This is a genomic window from Klebsiella sp. GB_Kp047, from assembly GCF_040065235.1.
Classification (GTDB): domain Bacteria; phylum Pseudomonadota; class Gammaproteobacteria; order Enterobacterales; family Enterobacteriaceae; genus Klebsiella; species Klebsiella quasipneumoniae.
In genome coordinates this window covers 643,698-660,158 of the sequence record NZ_JBEAJG010000041.1, presented here as the reverse complement: position 1 = coordinate 660,158, position 16,461 = coordinate 643,698, and the positions used below count along the sequence as shown (strand labels likewise).

Annotated in this window: 27 protein-coding genes; 25 read left to right on the top strand and 2 right to left on the bottom strand. The window is 52.4% G+C overall.

Translation table 11 applies throughout. The annotated features are described in order from the left end of the window. Positions 1-466: 466 nt before the first annotated feature. The 10 genes from ABLV76_RS23795 (at position 467) to ABLV76_RS23750 (ending at position 5,021) form a co-directional block, all read left to right on the top strand. Positions 467-1,066 carry a DUF1367 family protein gene (locus tag ABLV76_RS23795; RefSeq protein WP_348878513.1) on the top strand — a complete coding sequence of 200 codons (600 nt, stop codon included), beginning with the start codon at positions 467-469 and terminating at the stop codon, positions 1,064-1,066. Then, on the top strand, positions 1,066-1,272 hold the full coding sequence (locus ABLV76_RS23790) for a hypothetical protein (protein ID WP_032416515.1): 207 nt from the start codon (positions 1,066-1,068) through the stop codon (positions 1,270-1,272). Before ABLV76_RS23795 ends, ABLV76_RS23790 begins: the two co-directional genes overlap by 1 nt. A gap of 2 nt (positions 1,273-1,274) precedes the next feature. Beyond that, complete coding sequence (locus tag ABLV76_RS23785) at positions 1,275-1,571, top strand: DUF1364 domain-containing protein (protein WP_020804598.1); 297 nt, start codon at positions 1,275-1,277, stop codon at positions 1,569-1,571. After that, entirely contained in the window at positions 1,568-1,924 is a 357-nt protein-coding gene (locus ABLV76_RS23780; RefSeq protein WP_023282412.1) for a RusA family crossover junction endodeoxyribonuclease, read from the top strand. The genes ABLV76_RS23785 and ABLV76_RS23780 overlap by 4 nt, the downstream gene beginning before the upstream one ends. Next, complete coding sequence (locus ABLV76_RS23775) at positions 1,921-2,043, top strand: hypothetical protein (protein ID WP_020804601.1); 123 nt, start codon at positions 1,921-1,923, stop codon at positions 2,041-2,043. The genes ABLV76_RS23780 and ABLV76_RS23775 overlap by 4 nt, the downstream gene beginning before the upstream one ends. Then, positions 2,040-2,861: an antitermination protein gene (locus ABLV76_RS23770; RefSeq protein WP_023282413.1), complete on the top strand. Its 822-nt coding sequence runs from the start codon at positions 2,040-2,042 to the stop codon at positions 2,859-2,861. The genes ABLV76_RS23775 and ABLV76_RS23770 overlap by 4 nt, the downstream gene beginning before the upstream one ends. Before the next feature lie 686 nt (positions 2,862-3,547). Beyond that, entirely contained in the window at positions 3,548-3,943 is a 396-nt protein-coding gene (locus ABLV76_RS23765; protein WP_142906623.1) for a phage holin family protein, read from the top strand. Beyond that, positions 3,930-4,211 (top strand): phage holin family protein, encoded by a 282-nt coding sequence (locus tag ABLV76_RS23760; RefSeq protein ID WP_012967892.1) that lies wholly within the window; start codon positions 3,930-3,932, stop codon positions 4,209-4,211. Before ABLV76_RS23765 ends, ABLV76_RS23760 begins: the two co-directional genes overlap by 14 nt. After that, positions 4,211-4,837 (top strand): glycoside hydrolase family 19 protein, encoded by a 627-nt coding sequence (locus tag ABLV76_RS23755; protein WP_063106142.1) that lies wholly within the window; start codon positions 4,211-4,213, stop codon positions 4,835-4,837. Before ABLV76_RS23760 ends, ABLV76_RS23755 begins: the two co-directional genes overlap by 1 nt. Before the next feature lie 7 nt (positions 4,838-4,844). After that, positions 4,845-5,021 (top strand): hypothetical protein, encoded by a 177-nt coding sequence (locus ABLV76_RS23750; RefSeq protein WP_165488783.1) that lies wholly within the window; start codon positions 4,845-4,847, stop codon positions 5,019-5,021. A 21-nt stretch (positions 5,022-5,042) separates the two neighbouring features. Here ABLV76_RS23750 and ABLV76_RS23745 read toward each other — a convergent pair whose 3' ends face one another. Further along, entirely contained in the window at positions 5,043-5,225 is a 183-nt protein-coding gene (locus ABLV76_RS23745; protein ID WP_023304957.1) for a hypothetical protein, read from the bottom strand. An 85-nt stretch (positions 5,226-5,310) separates the two neighbouring features. Between ABLV76_RS23745 and ABLV76_RS23740 the strand changes: the two genes are divergently transcribed. Then, positions 5,311-5,592: a hypothetical protein gene (locus ABLV76_RS23740; protein ID WP_063106143.1), complete on the top strand. Its 282-nt coding sequence runs from the start codon at positions 5,311-5,313 to the stop codon at positions 5,590-5,592. A gap of 34 nt (positions 5,593-5,626) precedes the next feature. Here ABLV76_RS23740 and ABLV76_RS23735 read toward each other — a convergent pair whose 3' ends face one another. Next, positions 5,627-5,902, bottom strand: a complete 276-nt coding sequence (locus tag ABLV76_RS23735) for a hypothetical protein (RefSeq protein WP_131275234.1) — start codon at positions 5,900-5,902, stop codon at positions 5,627-5,629. Positions 5,903-6,031: 129 nt separating this feature from the next. Between ABLV76_RS23735 and ABLV76_RS23730 the strand changes: the two genes are divergently transcribed. From ABLV76_RS23730 to ABLV76_RS23665, 14 genes are all read left to right on the top strand, one after another. Further along, positions 6,032-7,036, top strand: a complete 1,005-nt coding sequence (locus ABLV76_RS23730) for a terminase small subunit (RefSeq protein WP_211787633.1) — start codon at positions 6,032-6,034, stop codon at positions 7,034-7,036. Continuing rightward, positions 7,014-8,321, top strand: coding sequence for a terminase family protein (locus ABLV76_RS23725; protein ID WP_211787632.1), 1,308 nt, complete (start codon positions 7,014-7,016; stop codon positions 8,319-8,321). The genes ABLV76_RS23730 and ABLV76_RS23725 overlap by 23 nt, the downstream gene beginning before the upstream one ends. Next, entirely contained in the window at positions 8,321-9,721 is a 1,401-nt protein-coding gene (locus ABLV76_RS23720; RefSeq protein ID WP_117056442.1) for a DUF4055 domain-containing protein, read from the top strand. Before ABLV76_RS23725 ends, ABLV76_RS23720 begins: the two co-directional genes overlap by 1 nt. Next, entirely contained in the window at positions 9,705-10,817 is a 1,113-nt protein-coding gene (locus ABLV76_RS23715; RefSeq protein ID WP_348878512.1) for a phage minor head protein, read from the top strand. The genes ABLV76_RS23720 and ABLV76_RS23715 overlap by 17 nt, the downstream gene beginning before the upstream one ends. A gap of 84 nt (positions 10,818-10,901) precedes the next feature. Next, positions 10,902-11,687 (top strand): hypothetical protein, encoded by a 786-nt coding sequence (locus ABLV76_RS23710; protein ID WP_211787631.1) that lies wholly within the window; start codon positions 10,902-10,904, stop codon positions 11,685-11,687. Positions 11,688-11,697: 10 nt separating this feature from the next. Next, entirely contained in the window at positions 11,698-12,651 is a 954-nt protein-coding gene (locus tag ABLV76_RS23705) for a major capsid protein (RefSeq protein WP_022631475.1), read from the top strand. Positions 12,652-12,659: 8 nt separating this feature from the next. Continuing rightward, a complete protein-coding gene (locus tag ABLV76_RS23700; protein ID WP_124724672.1) occupies positions 12,660-12,932 on the top strand; it encodes an Ig-like domain-containing protein in 273 nt (90 codons plus the stop codon). Between the two features lie 40 nt (positions 12,933-12,972). Beyond that, a complete protein-coding gene (locus ABLV76_RS23695) occupies positions 12,973-13,368 on the top strand; it encodes a hypothetical protein (protein WP_064173560.1) in 396 nt (131 codons plus the stop codon). Between the two features lies 1 nt (position 13,369). Beyond that, positions 13,370-13,624 carry a hypothetical protein gene (locus ABLV76_RS23690; protein ID WP_004190649.1) on the top strand — a complete coding sequence of 85 codons (255 nt, stop codon included), beginning with the start codon at positions 13,370-13,372 and terminating at the stop codon, positions 13,622-13,624. Positions 13,625-13,633: 9 nt separating this feature from the next. Next, complete coding sequence (locus ABLV76_RS23685) at positions 13,634-13,930, top strand: hypothetical protein (protein WP_074189189.1); 297 nt, start codon at positions 13,634-13,636, stop codon at positions 13,928-13,930. Further along, a complete protein-coding gene (locus tag ABLV76_RS23680) occupies positions 13,902-14,285 on the top strand; it encodes a glutamate 5-kinase (protein WP_201505789.1) in 384 nt (127 codons plus the stop codon). Before ABLV76_RS23685 ends, ABLV76_RS23680 begins: the two co-directional genes overlap by 29 nt. Position 14,286: 1 nt before the next feature. Beyond that, the gene (locus tag ABLV76_RS23675; RefSeq protein ID WP_008807839.1) at positions 14,287-14,838 is read left to right on the top strand and encodes a hypothetical protein; all 552 of its coding nucleotides are present in this window, start codon (positions 14,287-14,289) and stop codon (positions 14,836-14,838) included. Further along, positions 14,835-15,227 carry a phage tail terminator-like protein gene (locus tag ABLV76_RS23670; RefSeq protein WP_004146196.1) on the top strand — a complete coding sequence of 131 codons (393 nt, stop codon included), beginning with the start codon at positions 14,835-14,837 and terminating at the stop codon, positions 15,225-15,227. The genes ABLV76_RS23675 and ABLV76_RS23670 overlap by 4 nt, the downstream gene beginning before the upstream one ends. A 23-nt stretch (positions 15,228-15,250) precedes the next feature. Continuing rightward, a complete protein-coding gene (locus ABLV76_RS23665; protein ID WP_032436918.1) occupies positions 15,251-16,423 on the top strand; it encodes a phage tail tube protein in 1,173 nt (390 codons plus the stop codon). Positions 16,424-16,461: the final 38 nt, after the last annotated feature.

Here is a 16,461-nt window from a genome sequence, read left to right as displayed (position 1 = left end):
GTTTGTGTTTGTTTGAATGATTTCATTGGGTCAGGCTTGTGATTTTTAGGAGATTTATGGGTTTAACTCGGTAACAGTTAATCAATATATGGAGGTGATGTGGTTAAACGTGTTAAAAGGCGTGAATTGTTCTATGTTGTAAGCAAATGTCGTTCGAAGAAAAGGGTAATTAGAGGTGTTGAACCAATTAGTAAAAGAGTTTTTTTGGCCACTATAACAGATGGAAGCGGCACTGTAGTGTGTTCATTTCGATTAGAAGCTAATGAGCGGTATATTTTTTCTAATCTGAAAGGTGAGGTCTCTACGAGAAAATTAACACATGATGAGCATCATTGGTCAAGAGCAACCCTGGTAGAAATAATTCAGGAAATGAATTCTAAAATTGACTCTTAACAGCTAGCTACATCATACTTGCAGTGCTGGTCTGAACAACCAGCCACCTGACAGTAATGCGCCACCGGAGAACGTGATGGCGCAGCTTCACTTAATAAAACAGTCTCAAGGTATCCTGATCCCCGCGACGCCGGAGACCAGTGATTTTCTGCAATCAAAATGCAAGCTCGGATCCGTTCTGGAAGCCGATTATAAGCTTGTCCGCAATCCGGCGTTTCACCGTAAATTTTTTGCACTATTAAACCTGGGCTTCGATTACTGGGAGCCAACCGGCGGGGCGATTTCGTCTAACGAGCGCAGGCTTATCACAGGTTATGCCAAATACCTTGCTGCATATGGCGGGAGTGAATCGGCGTTACTTGATGCCGCCGGGCAATATCTCGACCGAATAGCCGAGAAGCGATCCGGTTCAATCAGTATTTGCAAATCCTTCGATGCTTACCGGGCGTGGGTCATCGTTGAGGCCGGCCACTATGACGCCATACAGCTGCCGGACGGCACGCTGAAAAAACACCCTAGCAGCATTTCTTTCGCAAGCATGGACGAATGCGAGTTCCAGGAACTGTACAAAGCATCGCTCGATGTTCTCTGGCGGTGGATCCTCTCTCGTTCTTTCAACAGCCTGCAGGAAGCTGAAAACGCCGCCAACCAGCTTTTAAGCTTCGCGGGGTGATGCTGATGAAATACTCATGGTTTCACCATCTCGAATGCACAACCCAGCAGGCCGAAGAATTGGTAGCGAGATATCGTCAGCGGGGCGTAAAGGTCGAACGAAGCTTAAACCCTGACTTTATGACATGGACCGTCAGCGCGCAGCTGGTGGAGGACAAAAACCCGCCGCGGCCAGACTCTCGCTGGCGTAACAGGATGTGGGGGTGAGTATGGCGAACCTACGCAAAGAGGCGCGTGGCCGCGAATGTACCGTGCGGATCCCCGGGCACTGCAACGGCAACCCGGAAACCAGCGTGCTGGCGCATTACCGCCTGGCGGGTACGTGCGGCACAGGATGCAAGCCTGACGATACTCAGGCGGCGATCGCCTGCAACGGGTGCCATGACGTAATTGACGGCAGAACCAAAACCACCGATTTCACCTACGACGAATTGCGCCTGATGCACGCAGAGGGGGTAATGCGCACCCTGGAAATCTGGCGGAAAGAGGGACTCATCAAATCATGAAAATCTACGATATCACGCCCATCGGCAAACCCAGGATGACCAGAGCTGATAAGTGGAAGCAGCGTCCGGAAGTAATACGTTACCGGGCGTTCTGTGATGAAGCTCGTCTGCGCAAAATTCACCTGCCAGACTCCGGCGCTCACGTCACGTTCGTCATGCCTATGCCGCAAAGCTGGAGTCAGAAAAAGAGAGCGCAATACGCAGGACGTCCACATCAGTCAAAGCCCGACTGCGACAATATGCTGAAAGCCCTAATGGACGCCCTCTATGAGGATGATTCACACGTCTGGGATTGCCGCATCACCAAAATATGGGGCGAGAAAGGGCAGATCATCATTGGGGAATCTCTATGACCCTCGATCACTTCATGCAGTACCAAACCGAGAGCGTTAAGCGCGCCAGTATGCCGCCAGTAGCAAAGCACAACCTGAACCAGACCAAACCAAAACAGCCAAAGAGGGCCGCAGCGTGAATCTTGAAAACACAGTGAAATACCACTTCGCAAAATCCACGCTGATTAGCGATTCTCCGCGTGCTACCGCCTCAGATTCACTGACCGGCACCGACATCATGGCAGCAATGGGCATGACCCAGGAACGTGCCGCTATGGGGTATAGCGCTTTCCTGGGCAAGATGGGCATAAGCAACAATGACCGGGATCGGGCTATAGGACTATTGGCTGAGTACGCGCTGACAAAATGCGATAAGGTTGCTGCGTTGCGAAAGCTCTCGCCAAGCGTAAAACCCCGGGTTATACGGATCCTCGCAGAGTACGCCTTTGAGGATTACTCCCGCAGTGCTTCCAGTAAAAAAACATGCGACTGCTGCAACGGGTCTGGATTCATCGACACAGTGGCGTTCACCAACAAAGTAACGTATCCGGACGGCAAACCGCCGAAGTGGGTCAAAGTTACAAAGGGGATCTATCCATCATACTGGGAGGAGGTGAAGTCGGTCCGGGAGCAGGTCCGGGTGCTTTGCCAAAAGTGCAAGGGAAAAGGGACTGTTAGCGCCGCCTGTAACGACTGCCACGGTCGGGGGAAGGTAGTGAACCAGGATGAGACGGAGAAGCAGGGAGTGCCTGTGATGGGTAACTGTAAACGCTGTGGCGGTCGCGGGTATGAGCGAATCCTCTCCACTGCTGTGCATAGGGCCATTTGCCAGATAACGGACGCCATCACTTTGGATACCTGGAAGAAATCGGTTAAACCGTTCTTCGATGTATTGATCACTAAATTCGATATAGAGGAGGCGTGGGCAGAGGCGCAACTCAAACAAATAACGCGGTGAGATATTTACTTTTCCCGAATTCGTGTTAATTTGTTCTAACGATGGGCATTGTATGTTCACCGTTGAAGAAAAAATTTAAAGCCTCGGCAAATGCCGGGGCTTTTTCGTATCTGCAATCCGGTCAGGGCTCTTGGGTTGAGATGTGCTGCACGACACATTAACGCCCATGCGCGAGAGCCCTGAACCAGATTGAAGTTACTCAGCAATAAGAAAACTGCATGTCATCATTTGCTTACATCTTATTGACCAGAAAAATAACATCTTGTTAATCTATTCGTGTGGTGAATCCCCCTGTGCGGTGGGGCGACCAGTCACTTACAGTGATCTGTAAATGCAGCGCGGGCCATGTCGGCTGGGACATGCTCACCGGGAGGCACCCGGCGCCATGCAATACTACTAAGACATTAGGTTGTGGGTTGCCGTTTAGGCTTCTCCAGCTATGTTTAAAAGGCAGTAACGGAAAAAGCGAGCGCTCTCCTGGTAAATCGGTAGCTCGGACTATTAGGTGCGTTTTCGTTTGTTACTACCTAGAATGCCTACTTTCTGCCCGTTCCTCTGAGCGGGCTTTTTTTCGCCATGAATAAGGCACTTCAACTAAGCAAAAACATTTAAGGGCTGCGCTATTGCGTGGCCTTTTCTTTTTCCCCTCAATTCTGAGAGGACTCACAGCAATAAGAGGGGGCTTAATGTCAGATCCTTTAACTGGTACCGGCCTGATTTTTGGTGGCGGTTTAATTGGTTCCGTCATATATGGCGTTATCACCCATACCGATTTTGGCGTGGTATTTGGGGCTTTTGGCGGCGCAGTGTTTTACGTGGCTACGACCGCAAACCTGACACGTGGAAGGCAAATAGCTTACTTCATGACGTCGTTTATTGTCGGTGTTCTGGCTGCAGGGTTATTAGGCTCAAAATTTACTGCATGGACAGGCTATACGGATCGTCCGCTTGATGCGCTCGGTGCGGTGGTGGCATCTGCTGTAACCATCAAGGTCCTGACTTTCATTAACAGCCAGGACTTGAGCAGCCTGTTCGGATTACTTTCCCGATTAAGGGGAGGAGGTTCGAATGGTAATAAATGACCCGGCAGCGCTCGCCAATGCGGTGATATGTGCCGTTATTGTCTGCGCTTTGATGTTTTATCAACGTCGCGGTGCTAGGCATCGCCCTGGTATCTCCATCATTGCTTACTTACTGGTATTGATTTACGCGAGTATTCCTTTCCAGTTTATCTTCGGTCTTTACGTACAGTCCCACTGGCTGGTGGTAATGGCAAACGTGATGATATGCGCCGCCGTGCTGTGGGCTCGGGGTAACGTGGCGCGTCTGGTCGATACACTGAGGCACTAATGAATCAAACACAATTCCAGAAGGCGGCTGGTATCAGCGCCGGGTTAGCTGCGCGCTGGTTTCCGCATATTACAGCCGCGATGAAAGAGTTTGGCATCACTTCCGCTATCGACCAGGCAATGTTCATTGCCCAGGTAGGGCATGAAAGCACGGGATTTACCCAGCTTGTTGAGAGCTTCAATTATAGCGTGGCCGGCTTGAATCGTTTTGTCCGCGCCGGGCGGCTGACGCAGGGTCAGGCTAATTCGCTCGGCCGCCGGCAGGGTGAACCATCGTTGCCACTGGAGAGGCAACGAGCGATCGCCAATCTGGTGTACAGCAAACGCATGGGGAATAACGGGGCAACAGACGGCTGGTTTTACCGCGGACGCGGGCTCATCCAGACCACCGGCCTGAACAATTACCGCGAATGCGGGAATGCTTTGAAGATTGATCTGGTTAAACAGCCTGAATTGCTGGCACAGGATGAGTATGCGGCGCGCAGTGCTGCCTGGTTCTATACCTCACGCGGCTGTTTGCGTTATCCCGGTGACCTTACACGCGTCACTCAGATTATCAACGGCGGACAGAACGGCATTGATGACCGTAAAGCCCGCCATCTCCTGGCAAAAAGTATTCTTGTTTGAGGGAAATATGAACTATCTCATTAATCGACTGAAAGAGCCGTCAACCTGGCGCGGCATCATCCTGGTCATTGCCGGTGTCTTCGGCTATCAGATGCCTCCGGGCATTCAGGAAACCTTCATCGCTGGCGGCGTAGCGCTGGCTGGCGTTGTTGGTGCGGTGATGCCGGACAGCGTTAAGAAGTAACCTGGCCAGAAACCAGAAGGCCTACAGAAACCCGCTTTCCTTCAGTTTTTTAGCCAATAAGTAATTGGTGATTACTCCAAGAGAAACCCCAACAATCCACGGCACAGCTGAGTCAAGCATTAGCGAGTTGTTCACGTTAATGCTGGCGGTGATGCAGGCATAGGTATTTGTAAAAGCAAACCATGTAAAAAGTATCTGTTTCATTTGGTTATCTCCATGCTTTCCCTCCCAACAATATCCACCCAAGAGCTAGTAAAAGCAAACCAGGTACAACCGAAAGGGCTACGAAATGAATGAAGCTAAACCGCAGGACGGTACCACTGTAAAAGGCTACCGCACGTTGGGTCCGAAAGAAATCAGTGACATGAATGAGCTTAAGAAGGCTGCTCGTGAATTTAACGCGCTGCTTGAGAAGCAGAAGGCATGGGTTGCTGATGAGTTGGCGATGACAGCAAATCATTCTGATGAAGCGCATGAGGCTGGCCGCTGTCTGGCTATCGCCCGCACCAAAATGCAGGAGGCCTGCATGTGGGCCTGTCGGGCAGTAGCTCGTCCCGACGACGACTGCTGAGGCATTAAAGAAGCCCCAATCTGGGGCTTTGGTATTATTTAATCGGGGTCATATATTTTTCCCAATCTGAAAATTTAAGCTGGCTAAACTGGAAATTACTGACTGCATAGCTCTCCTGGGACGGTAAGTGACACTGGTAAATTACTATCAATTCACCACTATCCCTGTCTCCAGGAAGAAAGCCTTTAACTACGTTTTCCCCGCTACTGCCCGGATTATAACCTCCATCTATGTTAGGTATGCGGCCCCATTTTTTTCCGCTAGCAGCCCAGCCGGCTACTGAATCAATTTGTTCTTGGTAATTTTTCACATGAACCCCTAAAGAATTCTTTCCAATATTTAAAATGGCCAAGATTAGCGATAACAAGTAATTCCTATACTGTCATCGCCACCTATCGATAAATCCTTAGCACACAACGATGAAGAGTGGAAGAAAGTTATGGCAAAACCGGACTGGGGCGAGCTTCAGCAACGGTTCCTGTCCGAACATGCCGCAACCGGCGTATCACCGAAGGATTGGTGTGAAGCGCAGGGACTGAACTACGCTACCGCCCGTCGATACATCAAAAAGCCTTCTGCGCAAATTGCGCAAAAACCTGCGCAGAAGAAATTGCGCACTGCGCAAAAGGAAAACTGCGCAGAAGAGCTGGTGGATGATAGTGGCCTCACCGATCAGCAACGTTTATTTGTCGCAGAATACCTGAAGGACAACAACGCCACGCAGGCCGCCATTCGCGCTGGGTATAGCAAGAAGACTGCTGAACAAATTGGCTATCAGCTGCTTCAGAAAACTTCAGTTGCGCAGGCCATTGCGCAGCAGCAGAAAGCATCCATTGTGCGCACGCTCGGCAGCGCCGATGAAGTGCTTGAGCAGATGTGGCGCCTGGCCACCTTCGACGCCAACCAGCTATCACAGTATCGCCGCGGGAGCTGCCGTTACTGCTGGGGCTTCGGTCACCAGTATCAATGGCGCGATGCGGTTGAGTTCGAAGAGAAGCTGGCTGAGGCTTTAGCGAAGAAAGGGAAAGAGCCAAACGACAGAGGCGGCTACGGTTACGACCATACCAGCTCGCCTAACCCGAAATGTCCTCGCTGTAATGGTGATGGCATCGGCCAGCCTTTCTTCGCCGATACGCGCAAGCTGGCGCCGGATGCTGCGCTTGCCTATTCCGGTGTGAAGCTTGGTAAGAATGGCGTTGAGATAACCGCCATCAGCCGTGAGCGCATGTACGAGGCGGTGATGAAACGTCTCGGCCTGGCTGACAGTGAGTTCGCCCAGCGTCTACAGCAGATTGAAATCGAGCGCCGGCAGCTGGAGATCGACAAGCTCCGTAAAGAGCTGGCCGCTGACCCGGAAGATGACGAACCAACGCCAGTTGCGATCAATATCAACGTAGTCGATGCGCGAGTGAGGGAAGAGGATGGCGATAGCACCGACGCTTAACATCCCTCAGGCCAAATTCCTTGCGATGCAGTACAAGTTTAAGGCCTACGTCGCCGGCTTCGGTTCTGGCAAGACATGGGTTGGCTGCGGTGGAATATGCAAAGGGTTCTGGGAGTTCCCCAAAATAAACCAGGGCTACTTTGCCCCGACTTATCCTCAGATCCGCGATATTTTCTACCCCACGGTGGAAGAAGTTGCTCACGACTGGGGACTGAAAGTCAAAATCGTTGAAAGCAACAAAGAGGTCCATTTCTACAATGGGCGCCAGTACCGCGGCACGACAATTTGTCGGTCGATGGAAAAGCCCGACACGATAGTAGGCTTTAAAATCGGCAATGCGCTGGTGGATGAACTCGACGTTCTGAAAGCGGATAAGGCGCGTCAGGCGTGGCGAAAAATAATCGCGCGTATGCGTTATAAGGTTGATGGTCTGCGTAATGGCATTGACGTGACCACCACACCTGAAGGATTTAAGTTCGTCTATAACCAGTTTGTTAAGGCTGTGAGGGAAAAGCCTGAACTGAGGTCGATGTATGGTCTGGTACAGGCTTCGACATTCGACAACGAAAAGAACCTGCCGGATGACTATATTCCTTCGCTCCTGGCGAGTTACCCGCCGGAATTGATCAAGGCATATCTGAACGGCCAGTTTACTAACCTGACCAGCGGCACAATTTATCATCAGTTCGACAGAGTGCTGAATAATTCCAGTGAGGAAGAGCAGCCAGGTGAAGCGCTGTATATCGGGATGGATTTCAACGTCGGGAAGATGGCCGGGATCGTCCATGTATTGCGGCTCGGCTTACCACACGCGGTAACAGAGATTATCAACGCTTACGATACGCCCGACATGATACGCATCATCAAGGAACGTTTCTGGCTGTATGCCGACGGTGACTACCGCAAGGTCCGCGAGATTTATATTTACCCGGATGCCTCTGGTGATTCCAGGAAGTCAAACAACGCCAGCAAAACAGATATTGAGCAGCTCCGACAGGCCGGATTTAACGTCATCGTTGATGATGCTAACCCGCCGGTAAAGGACCGCATCAACTCCATGAACGCCATGTTCTGCAATGGTAATGGCGATCGCCGGTACAAGGTGAATGTGGCCCGTTGCCCGGTCTATGCCGACTGCCTGGAACAACAGGTGTGGGATAAAAACGGCGAACCGGATAAAAAGAGCGATAACGATCACCCCAACGATGGCGCCGGTTACTTCATTGTGAAGCAATTCCCAATCGTTCGACCTGCATTCTCTATTTCACTGGACACGACATTCTGATGGCCAATAACGATATTACTTATGTTCGCCCTGAGGTCAGGGCGGCAATGCCCGTGTGGAAAAAAATTCGTGACGTGTGCAAAGGGGCTGATGCTGTAAAGGCCGCCGGGAATGAATACCTCCCTTTTCTGGATCCGTCCGATAAGTCTGCACGCAATAAAAAGCGCAATGCTGATTACATTCAGCGCGCCGTTTTCTACGCGATAACGGGCAATACAAAGGTGGGTTTACTGGGGCTGGCATTCAGAAAAGACCCGACCATGACCGCGCCGGATAAACTGAATTATCTTCGTGATAACGCCGATGGTGCTGGTGCTAGCATTTATCAGCAGTCCCAGCAGGTTACAGAAAATATTCTGGAGGCCGCGCGCGAGGGGCTTTATACGGATTATGCAGCTGAGACCGACGAGGCGATCATCCTTCGTTATCAGGCGGAAAGCATCATTAACTGGCGTACCAAACGCATCAATGGACGTGATCAACTGGTGCTGGTGGTTTTACGCGAATGCATGGAAAAGGAAGATGGTTTTGCGTACGAGGATGAAATCCAGTATCGCGAACTGGCTCTGGAGAACGGAAAGTTTGTCTGCCGGGTATGGCGAAAGTCAGCTGACGCAGGCTCTTTTTCCGTCACTTCCGAGTATCAGCCGAAGCCAAAAGGTGAGGAATTCTGGGATGAAATTCCCTTTACCTTTGTTGGTGCGCAGAATAACGATCCCACCATCGATGAGTCGCCTTTAGCCGCCCTCGTTGAAATTAACCTTGGCCATTATCGAAATTCTGCGGATTACGAAGACAGCGTATTTTTCTGCGGTCAGGTGCAGCCGGTGATTTCCGGACTTGATACTGCATGGCGTGACTGGCTGCAGGATAAGGGAATTCGTGTCGGTTCTCGTGCTCCTTTCCTGCTGCCGAAGGAGGGAAGTTTTACGTATGCTCAGGCGCAACCAAACACCCTGGCTAAAGAGGCGATGGACAGTAAGCGTGATTATTCTGTTCAGCTTGGCGCCCGGCTTATCGAGCAGAACGGCGCGGTTAAAACCGCCACGCAATCCAGCGGCGAGCAAACCGCATCCACATCGGTGCTCGGTATTTGCGTTTCCAATGTCTCGGAGGCCTATACGCTGGCGCTAGGCTGGTGCGCCAGGTATCTCGGCATAAAAGGCGAGGAAACCCGTTACAGCATCAATCAGGAGTTTATCGCCAAAGTCGCTGAATCCGGCATGGTAACGGCAATCGTCAATGCCTGGCAGTCCGGTGCAATCCGCGACACGGATATGGTCAGAGCGTTGCAGAGGCTTGACCTGATAGATCCCGCTGATGACCCTGAAACTGTCATTGACGCTATTCGTAACGGCGCGCCTAACCTGATTGGTGGCAATAATGGCAACGGCGAATGACAAACTGCAGGATGAATCCGTAGCCCACGCTATATGGGTGAGTCGTTACAGTACCGGCGTTGCCAACAGGATGATAAAAGTCCTGAATGACAGCGACGCCGAACTTACCGCCAGGCTGCTGGTGGCTATCGATACGCTGGATCCCGAGAGCTTTACCGTTTCGCGTCTGGAAGCGTTACTGGTCAGTGTCAGGGCCGTAAACAAGGATGCCATACAGTCGATGTATGCAGCCCTCTCTACCGAGCTGCAGGGGCTGGCGAAACATGAGGCCAGTTTTCAGATGAGCCTCTTCCAGTTTGCCATTCCCGACGATGTTCTGGCTCTTCATCCACTGGTTGGCATCTCCCCGGATGCGGTTTATGCCGCGGCGATGGGGCGTCCATTTCAGGGGCGGTTGCTAAGCGAATGGGCCAGCAACCTCGAAGCCGATCGGATGGCGCGCATATCCAATACGGTACGGCAGGGATTCCTGCTGGGCGATACGCATGAACAGATCGCAAAAAAGGTACGTGGCCATGCTAATCGTGGTTACCAGGACGGCGCGCTGCAGATGAGCCGGGCCAATGCAGCCAGTATTGCAAAAACGGCAGTAGGGCATCTTGCATCGACAGCCAGACAAAGCTTTGCGGCGGCGAACGACGACATTCTGAAGGGTAAGCAGTGGTTATCTACTTTGGATAACCGGACATCAAAGGATTGTCGGATCCGCGACCGACTCAAGTACACGCTGGATAACAAACCGATAGGGCACAAGGTGCCTTATTTGCAGGGACCAGGGAAAATCCACTTTTGCTGTCGGAGCACCGAAACTTACATCCTGAAATCGTCCGAGGAATTGGGTATTAAAGTCGGCGAAATCAAGGATAGCTCGCGCGCCAGCATGGATGGACAGTTTCCGGCTGACACGAATTACCAGGACTGGTTCTCCCGGCAGTCGTTCACGCGACAAGCTGAGATTGTCGGAGAAACGCGCGCCAGGCTGATTCGTGATGGCGGCATGTCTCCCGATGAGTTCTACAACGACAGGGGCGAGTGGTTGACGCTGGACCAGTTACGCTCAAAGGATGAGCAGGCATTCAGAAACGCCAGGCTTTAACCAACAAATCTTATTCAATCAGGCTGCCTTCGGGCGGCCTTTTTTATTGGGCCAGGCCCACAGTAACTATCCCAAGGGGACAACATGCTTATTCGTAACATGCTCATTAAATATTATTCGGCAGCTGGTGGTGAAGGTGGTGATGGCGGTGGCTACGGTAGTGGTGCGCCCGAGATTACGCCGGAAATCCAAAAGCTGATCGATGAGCAGGTCAGTGCTCAGGTTTCAGGCCTGAAAAATAAAAATAGTGAGTTACTCGGTAAGCTCAAAGAGTCCACTGAGTCGCTTAAGCGTTTTGAAGGTATCGATCCTGACGCGGTGAAAACCATTCTCCAGCGTTTCTCTGATGATGAAGAGGCGCAACTGATTGCCGCCGGGAAAATTGACGAGGTACTGGATAAACGCACTGAGCGGCTACGTGCTGATGTTGATAAGCAAATCAAAGCCGCTAATGAACGCGCTGAAAAGGCGGAAGCGTTCTCCAGCAAATTCCGTGATCGCGTCCTGGGGGATGCTATTCGCAGCGCAGCGCTTAAGGCTGGCGCGCTGCCAGAAGCATCCGACGATCTGATTCTTCGTGCTAAAGGCACATTCCAGCTCAACGACGAAGGCGAGGCCGTAGCAGTTGATGCAAATGGCGATGTTCTGTTCGGTAAAGACGGCAAAACTCCGCTCACTCCGGTTGAGTGGGCTGAATCTCTGAAAGAGACGGCCCCGCACCTGTTCCCGCGCGCCGAAGGCTCCGGGGCTGGTGGTCATAAACCCGGTGGCGGTGGCGGTAGTCTGAAACGTTCAGAAATGAGCTCAAGCGACAAAGCGGACTACATTCGCAAACATGGCCAGCAGGCCTATCTCAAATTGCCTAAGTAAGGACTAATCAATGCCTACGACCGTAAACAGTGACCTGATTATCTATGACGACCTCGCGCAGACTGCGTTTCTTGAGCGTCGCCAGGATAATCTGGAAGTCTTCAACGCCGCTTCAAACGGCGCAATCATTCTCGACAACGAACTGATCGAGGGTGATTTTCGCAAGCGCACCTTCTATAAAGTTGGTGGTTCTATCGAATCGCGAAACGTTAACTCCACCGACCCGGTAACGGGTAAAAAAATCGGTGCCGGCGAATCTGTCAGCGTCAAGGCGCCGTGGAAATACGGCCCGTATGAAACCACGGAGGAGGCGTTTAAACGTCGGGGTCGCGACGTTAGCGAATTCTCCGAGGTGATCGGCGTCGACGTCGCTGATGCAACGCTTGAAGGTTATATCAAGTATGCCCTACAGGGTCTTGTTGCAGCCATTGGCGCAAATGCTGACATGACGGTATCCGCGGATATTGCCACTGATGGTAAGAAAACGCTGACCCGTGGCCTGCGTAAATACGGCGATAAATTTAACCGTGTTGCGCTGTTCGTTATGCATTCCACGACCTATTTCGACATTGTTGATCAGGCTATCGACAACAAAATTTACGAAGAAGCTGGCGTGGTGGTTTATGGCGGACAGCCAGGCACGTTGGGTAAACCGGTGCTGGTAACTGACACCATGCCAGTTGATGCGATTCTGGGGCTGGTGGCCGGCGCGGTATCCGTAACGGAATCACAGGCTCCGGGCTTCCGTTCCTACGATATCAACAACCAGGAAAACCTTGCTATTGGCTATCGCGCAGAGGGCACGGTTAACGTTGAACTGCTGGGTTACAGCTGGGATGAGACGAAGGGCGCTAACCCAGACCTGACCAAAATCGGCACCGGCGCGAACTGGAAGAAACATTTCACCAGTAACAAATCCACTGCAGGTGTACTGATTAAGCTGGAAGCCCCTGCGGGGGAGTAACCCTGTCAGTGGATAAAACTTCCGCAACTGCTGACAGTACCGACGCGGTGACCGTTTCGCTCAAGTACACCAAAAATGGTGCCGGAGTCTCCGGGGCAGCTGTGGCGTGGACGTCTACTGGCGGCACGTTAAGTGCTTCGACGTCACAGACAGGGTCTGCTGGTGGCTCGACGGTGAAACTCACCTCTGCTACGGCCGGCTCCTTCACGGTGACGGCTACCGTTGACGGTGTGGTGAAAACAACTGAAGCGATTGCGTTCACTGCTCCTGCGGGTGGTTAACCGACGGGGCGAAAGCCCCGTTTCTTTTGGTGAGGATCCGATGACCGTTTATATAACAATCCAGGACGTTGACGAGTTGCTGGGGGATACCTGGGCTGCCGCCGACAAAAAGGGTAAAGCCGTGCTCCAGGCAAACACCTGGATGACGGCGCTTAACCTTCAGGATATCGACCCGGAGCATATTCCTGAAGAAGTTAAGCAAGCCGGAGCGTTTATCGCTTCCGTAGCCGCTGCAGGCAATCTGTATCAGCAAAAAACAGATTCCGGCGTGGTGACGAGCAAAAGCGTTGAGGCCGACGATGTGAAGGTTACCCGCACTTTTGCCGAGCTTTCAACCACCAGCACTGAATTACTCGATCCTGATTTGCAGCTGGCGCTGGATATGCTCAAACCGTGGATGATTAACCCTTTCCAGACGTTCTTTGTGAGGGCGTGATATGTCCGATTTGAAGGTGGTCCCATTTCAAAAGCCCAGCCATCACAACCTCGATAACGACCAGGTTATTCGCCTGCTGAAACAGGCTCTGGAGAGAGCCGAAAACGGCGGCTGCCACAGTGTCGCAGTGATACTGCTTGATGATGAGGGTAACGCGATTGATTGCTGGCATAACGGTGGACGCCCCTATGTGATGGTTGGCGCTATGGAGTCGCTTAAAACCGACTTTATCCATGCTCATATTGAGCGGCGGTAAGGGGGTAACATGCAAAATCCATATGTGCATTATGCCGGCGACGGGCTCGGTCCCCGCGATGTGTTTGTGAATGGAAACCCGATCAGACATGTCGTTTACGCAAACCAGGCAAAGGGTGTTGTAGAGTTTGCTCCGCTCCCGCTGCGGGTTAAGCGCAATGGCGAAATTTATACCAGAAAACTGCGTGGTAACGTCCTGGTCCTTTTTACTGGCGGATATGTTTCTAACAATATACCGCTTCAGCGTTTTGGTGAAAAAGGCATAGAGGAGGTAGACCGTGGGTATCCGCGACGAACTCCAAACTGAAGTCGCCGCAGCCTTCGATACCGACCTGCGGGATGCCGTTAAGGATTTCACTGGGTCATATACCGTTCGGGGTGCCTGGGACCCGGTGACGGAAACCGGCACTGAAACGCAGGTGACTTACTCGGGGCGTGGAGTGCTGGCGCGCTATAAGCTGCGCCGTATCGATGGCGTTAACATTCTGCATGGTGATGTGAAGCTAACCGCACTGGTTAACGAGGTGACTGATAAGCCGGCCGTCGGGCATATCATCACCGCACCGGATCCGGTTACGGGTGAGCTTCAGTGCTACGAGGTCATCACCGCTTCTGCCGACTCTGCTGGCGCTGCGTACTCCATTCAACTGCGGAGGGCGTGATATGGCTAAGGGCTGGAACATTGACCCGGCGGCATTCGCCGGGCTGGTGGCAGAAGATGTCAAACTACGCCAGCGGACAATCGCCATTCAGCTGCTGAATGAAATCGTTCAGCGGTCGCCGGTAGGAAACCCGGAGCTGTGGGCCATTAACGCGACCGCGGTTCAGTACAACAAAGCTGTTGGGGAATGGAACGAATCTCTTTATGCCGATCCTGCCAACCTGACAAAGACAGGCCGTCTCAGAAAGAAAGTCCGTGTTAATGACAGCATGGATATCAGGCGGCCGGCTGAGTATCGCGCAGGAACCTTCAGGGCATCGCATTTCGTCAGCATCGGCGAACCTAATCATTCCGTCCCGACCGAACCGGATCCGCGCGGGACAATGACGTTTCTTAATGGCAAAAATATCATTGACCAGGCGCCAGCCTACTCGGTGATTTACATCCAGTCGAACCTGCCTTACTCCGTGCCTCTGGAGAATGGACACTCAACGCAAGCGCCGACAGGCGTCTATGCCGTCTCGTTTAATGGTGTGATTCAGGCCTACAAATGACCTTCACAGAAATCAGAAACGCTGTCATTTCCCGAATGGCGGCACAGACCGCTATTGCCTCTGATGCGGTGGATTATCCCAATGGCCCGGTATTTGACCCCAGTAACCGCGATATCTGGGCCCGACTAACCAACATTGCTGGGCAGGCTGGCGCAACCGAGATCGGGGACGGGCCGGTAGTCCACAGGACGGGCTTACTCATCATTCAGCTTTTTGTTCCGGTCGGTTCCGGGACGTTGCTTATCTCCCGAACGGCCGATCAGCTAACGGAGCTATTCGAGTTTAAGGATGACGGAAAGCTGAGTTATTTCGCTGTTTCTGCTGTGCCGGCGGGTGAGACCGATGGCTGGTTACAGCTCAATCTTCAAATTCCTTATCGCGCTCTGTAGCGCACAAAAAACAGGAGGCTCCTGTGAGCTCAGGTGCAAAAGTAGTAGCCGCGTTTATTCGCGAGACAACGCCAGGAATCACGCCTACAGCAGGGGCGTGGAACCTGCTGCGTCGTTCTTCATTTGGTCTGAAACCAACGCAGAACACCAACGACAATGACGAAATCGCTGGTGACCGCATGGCGCAAGGTGTTTCACGCGGCACAGTGGATGTCGGCGGCGATGTCGGCACGCGGTTTCGCTGGAACCAGCATGATGATTTTCTTTCCAGCTGCTTCGGTTCCGAATGGCTAAATAACGTGCTAACGATGGGTAATGGTCGCATTACGTTCTCCGTGGCGACTTTTGCCAGTGATGTGGGGATCGCCCAGATTGCCCGCGGTTGCCAGGTTGGCACCTTCCAGATGGAAATCCCGGCCGATGGTGATATCACTGCAACCATTACGTTTGCAGGGCTGGACTGGGAGACGAAGGGGGACGATACCAGCTATTTCACCGCGCCGGTGGATTTAGCGGGGGCGCTGCGTTACTCCTTCAAAGAGGTCACGAACATCCGGCTAAATGGTGTTGATGGCGGGACAGGTTTCTGCGTCGACACCTTCAACATCCAGTTCAACAACAATATGCAGACTCAGCGCTGCATCGGTACCGGTTCGGCATTCGCCGGCGCAAACATTCCGACAACCTTTACCCCGTCAGGTCAAATCACGCTGTCATGGTCAAAGGCTGCCTGGGAGGTTTACAAAAAAACGTTCACCGGCGAAACGGTGCCGTTTAGCTTCACGCTGGAGAATGCTGAAGGCGCCTATACCTTCGATTTCCCGGAAGTGCAGATCTCCGGCGACTGGCCGGATGCGGGGAGCACTGACATTGTTCAGGTTCAGCTGGATATCACCGCGGCCAATACTCCGCCGACGATTACGCGCGTGCCTAAAGTGCCGGCGACGGCAATCAGTGTTGCGCCAGCCACTTCAACTGGGGCCGTGGGATCCACGGTGACGTTAACCGCCACGCTTACGCCAGCTGATTCAACTGATACCGTCCAGTGGACGTCATCGGATCCGACTATCGCCAGCGTGGTTTCTACCGGGCAGAAAACAGCAACAGTCACCAGAAATGCTGCTGGTACTGCAATCATCACCGGTAAGGCCCGCACCTATACCGCAACGTCTGAAATCACCGTTACCGCGCCTTAATTTACCTGGCCCGTTCTGCAGTCATCGCGGATCGGGCT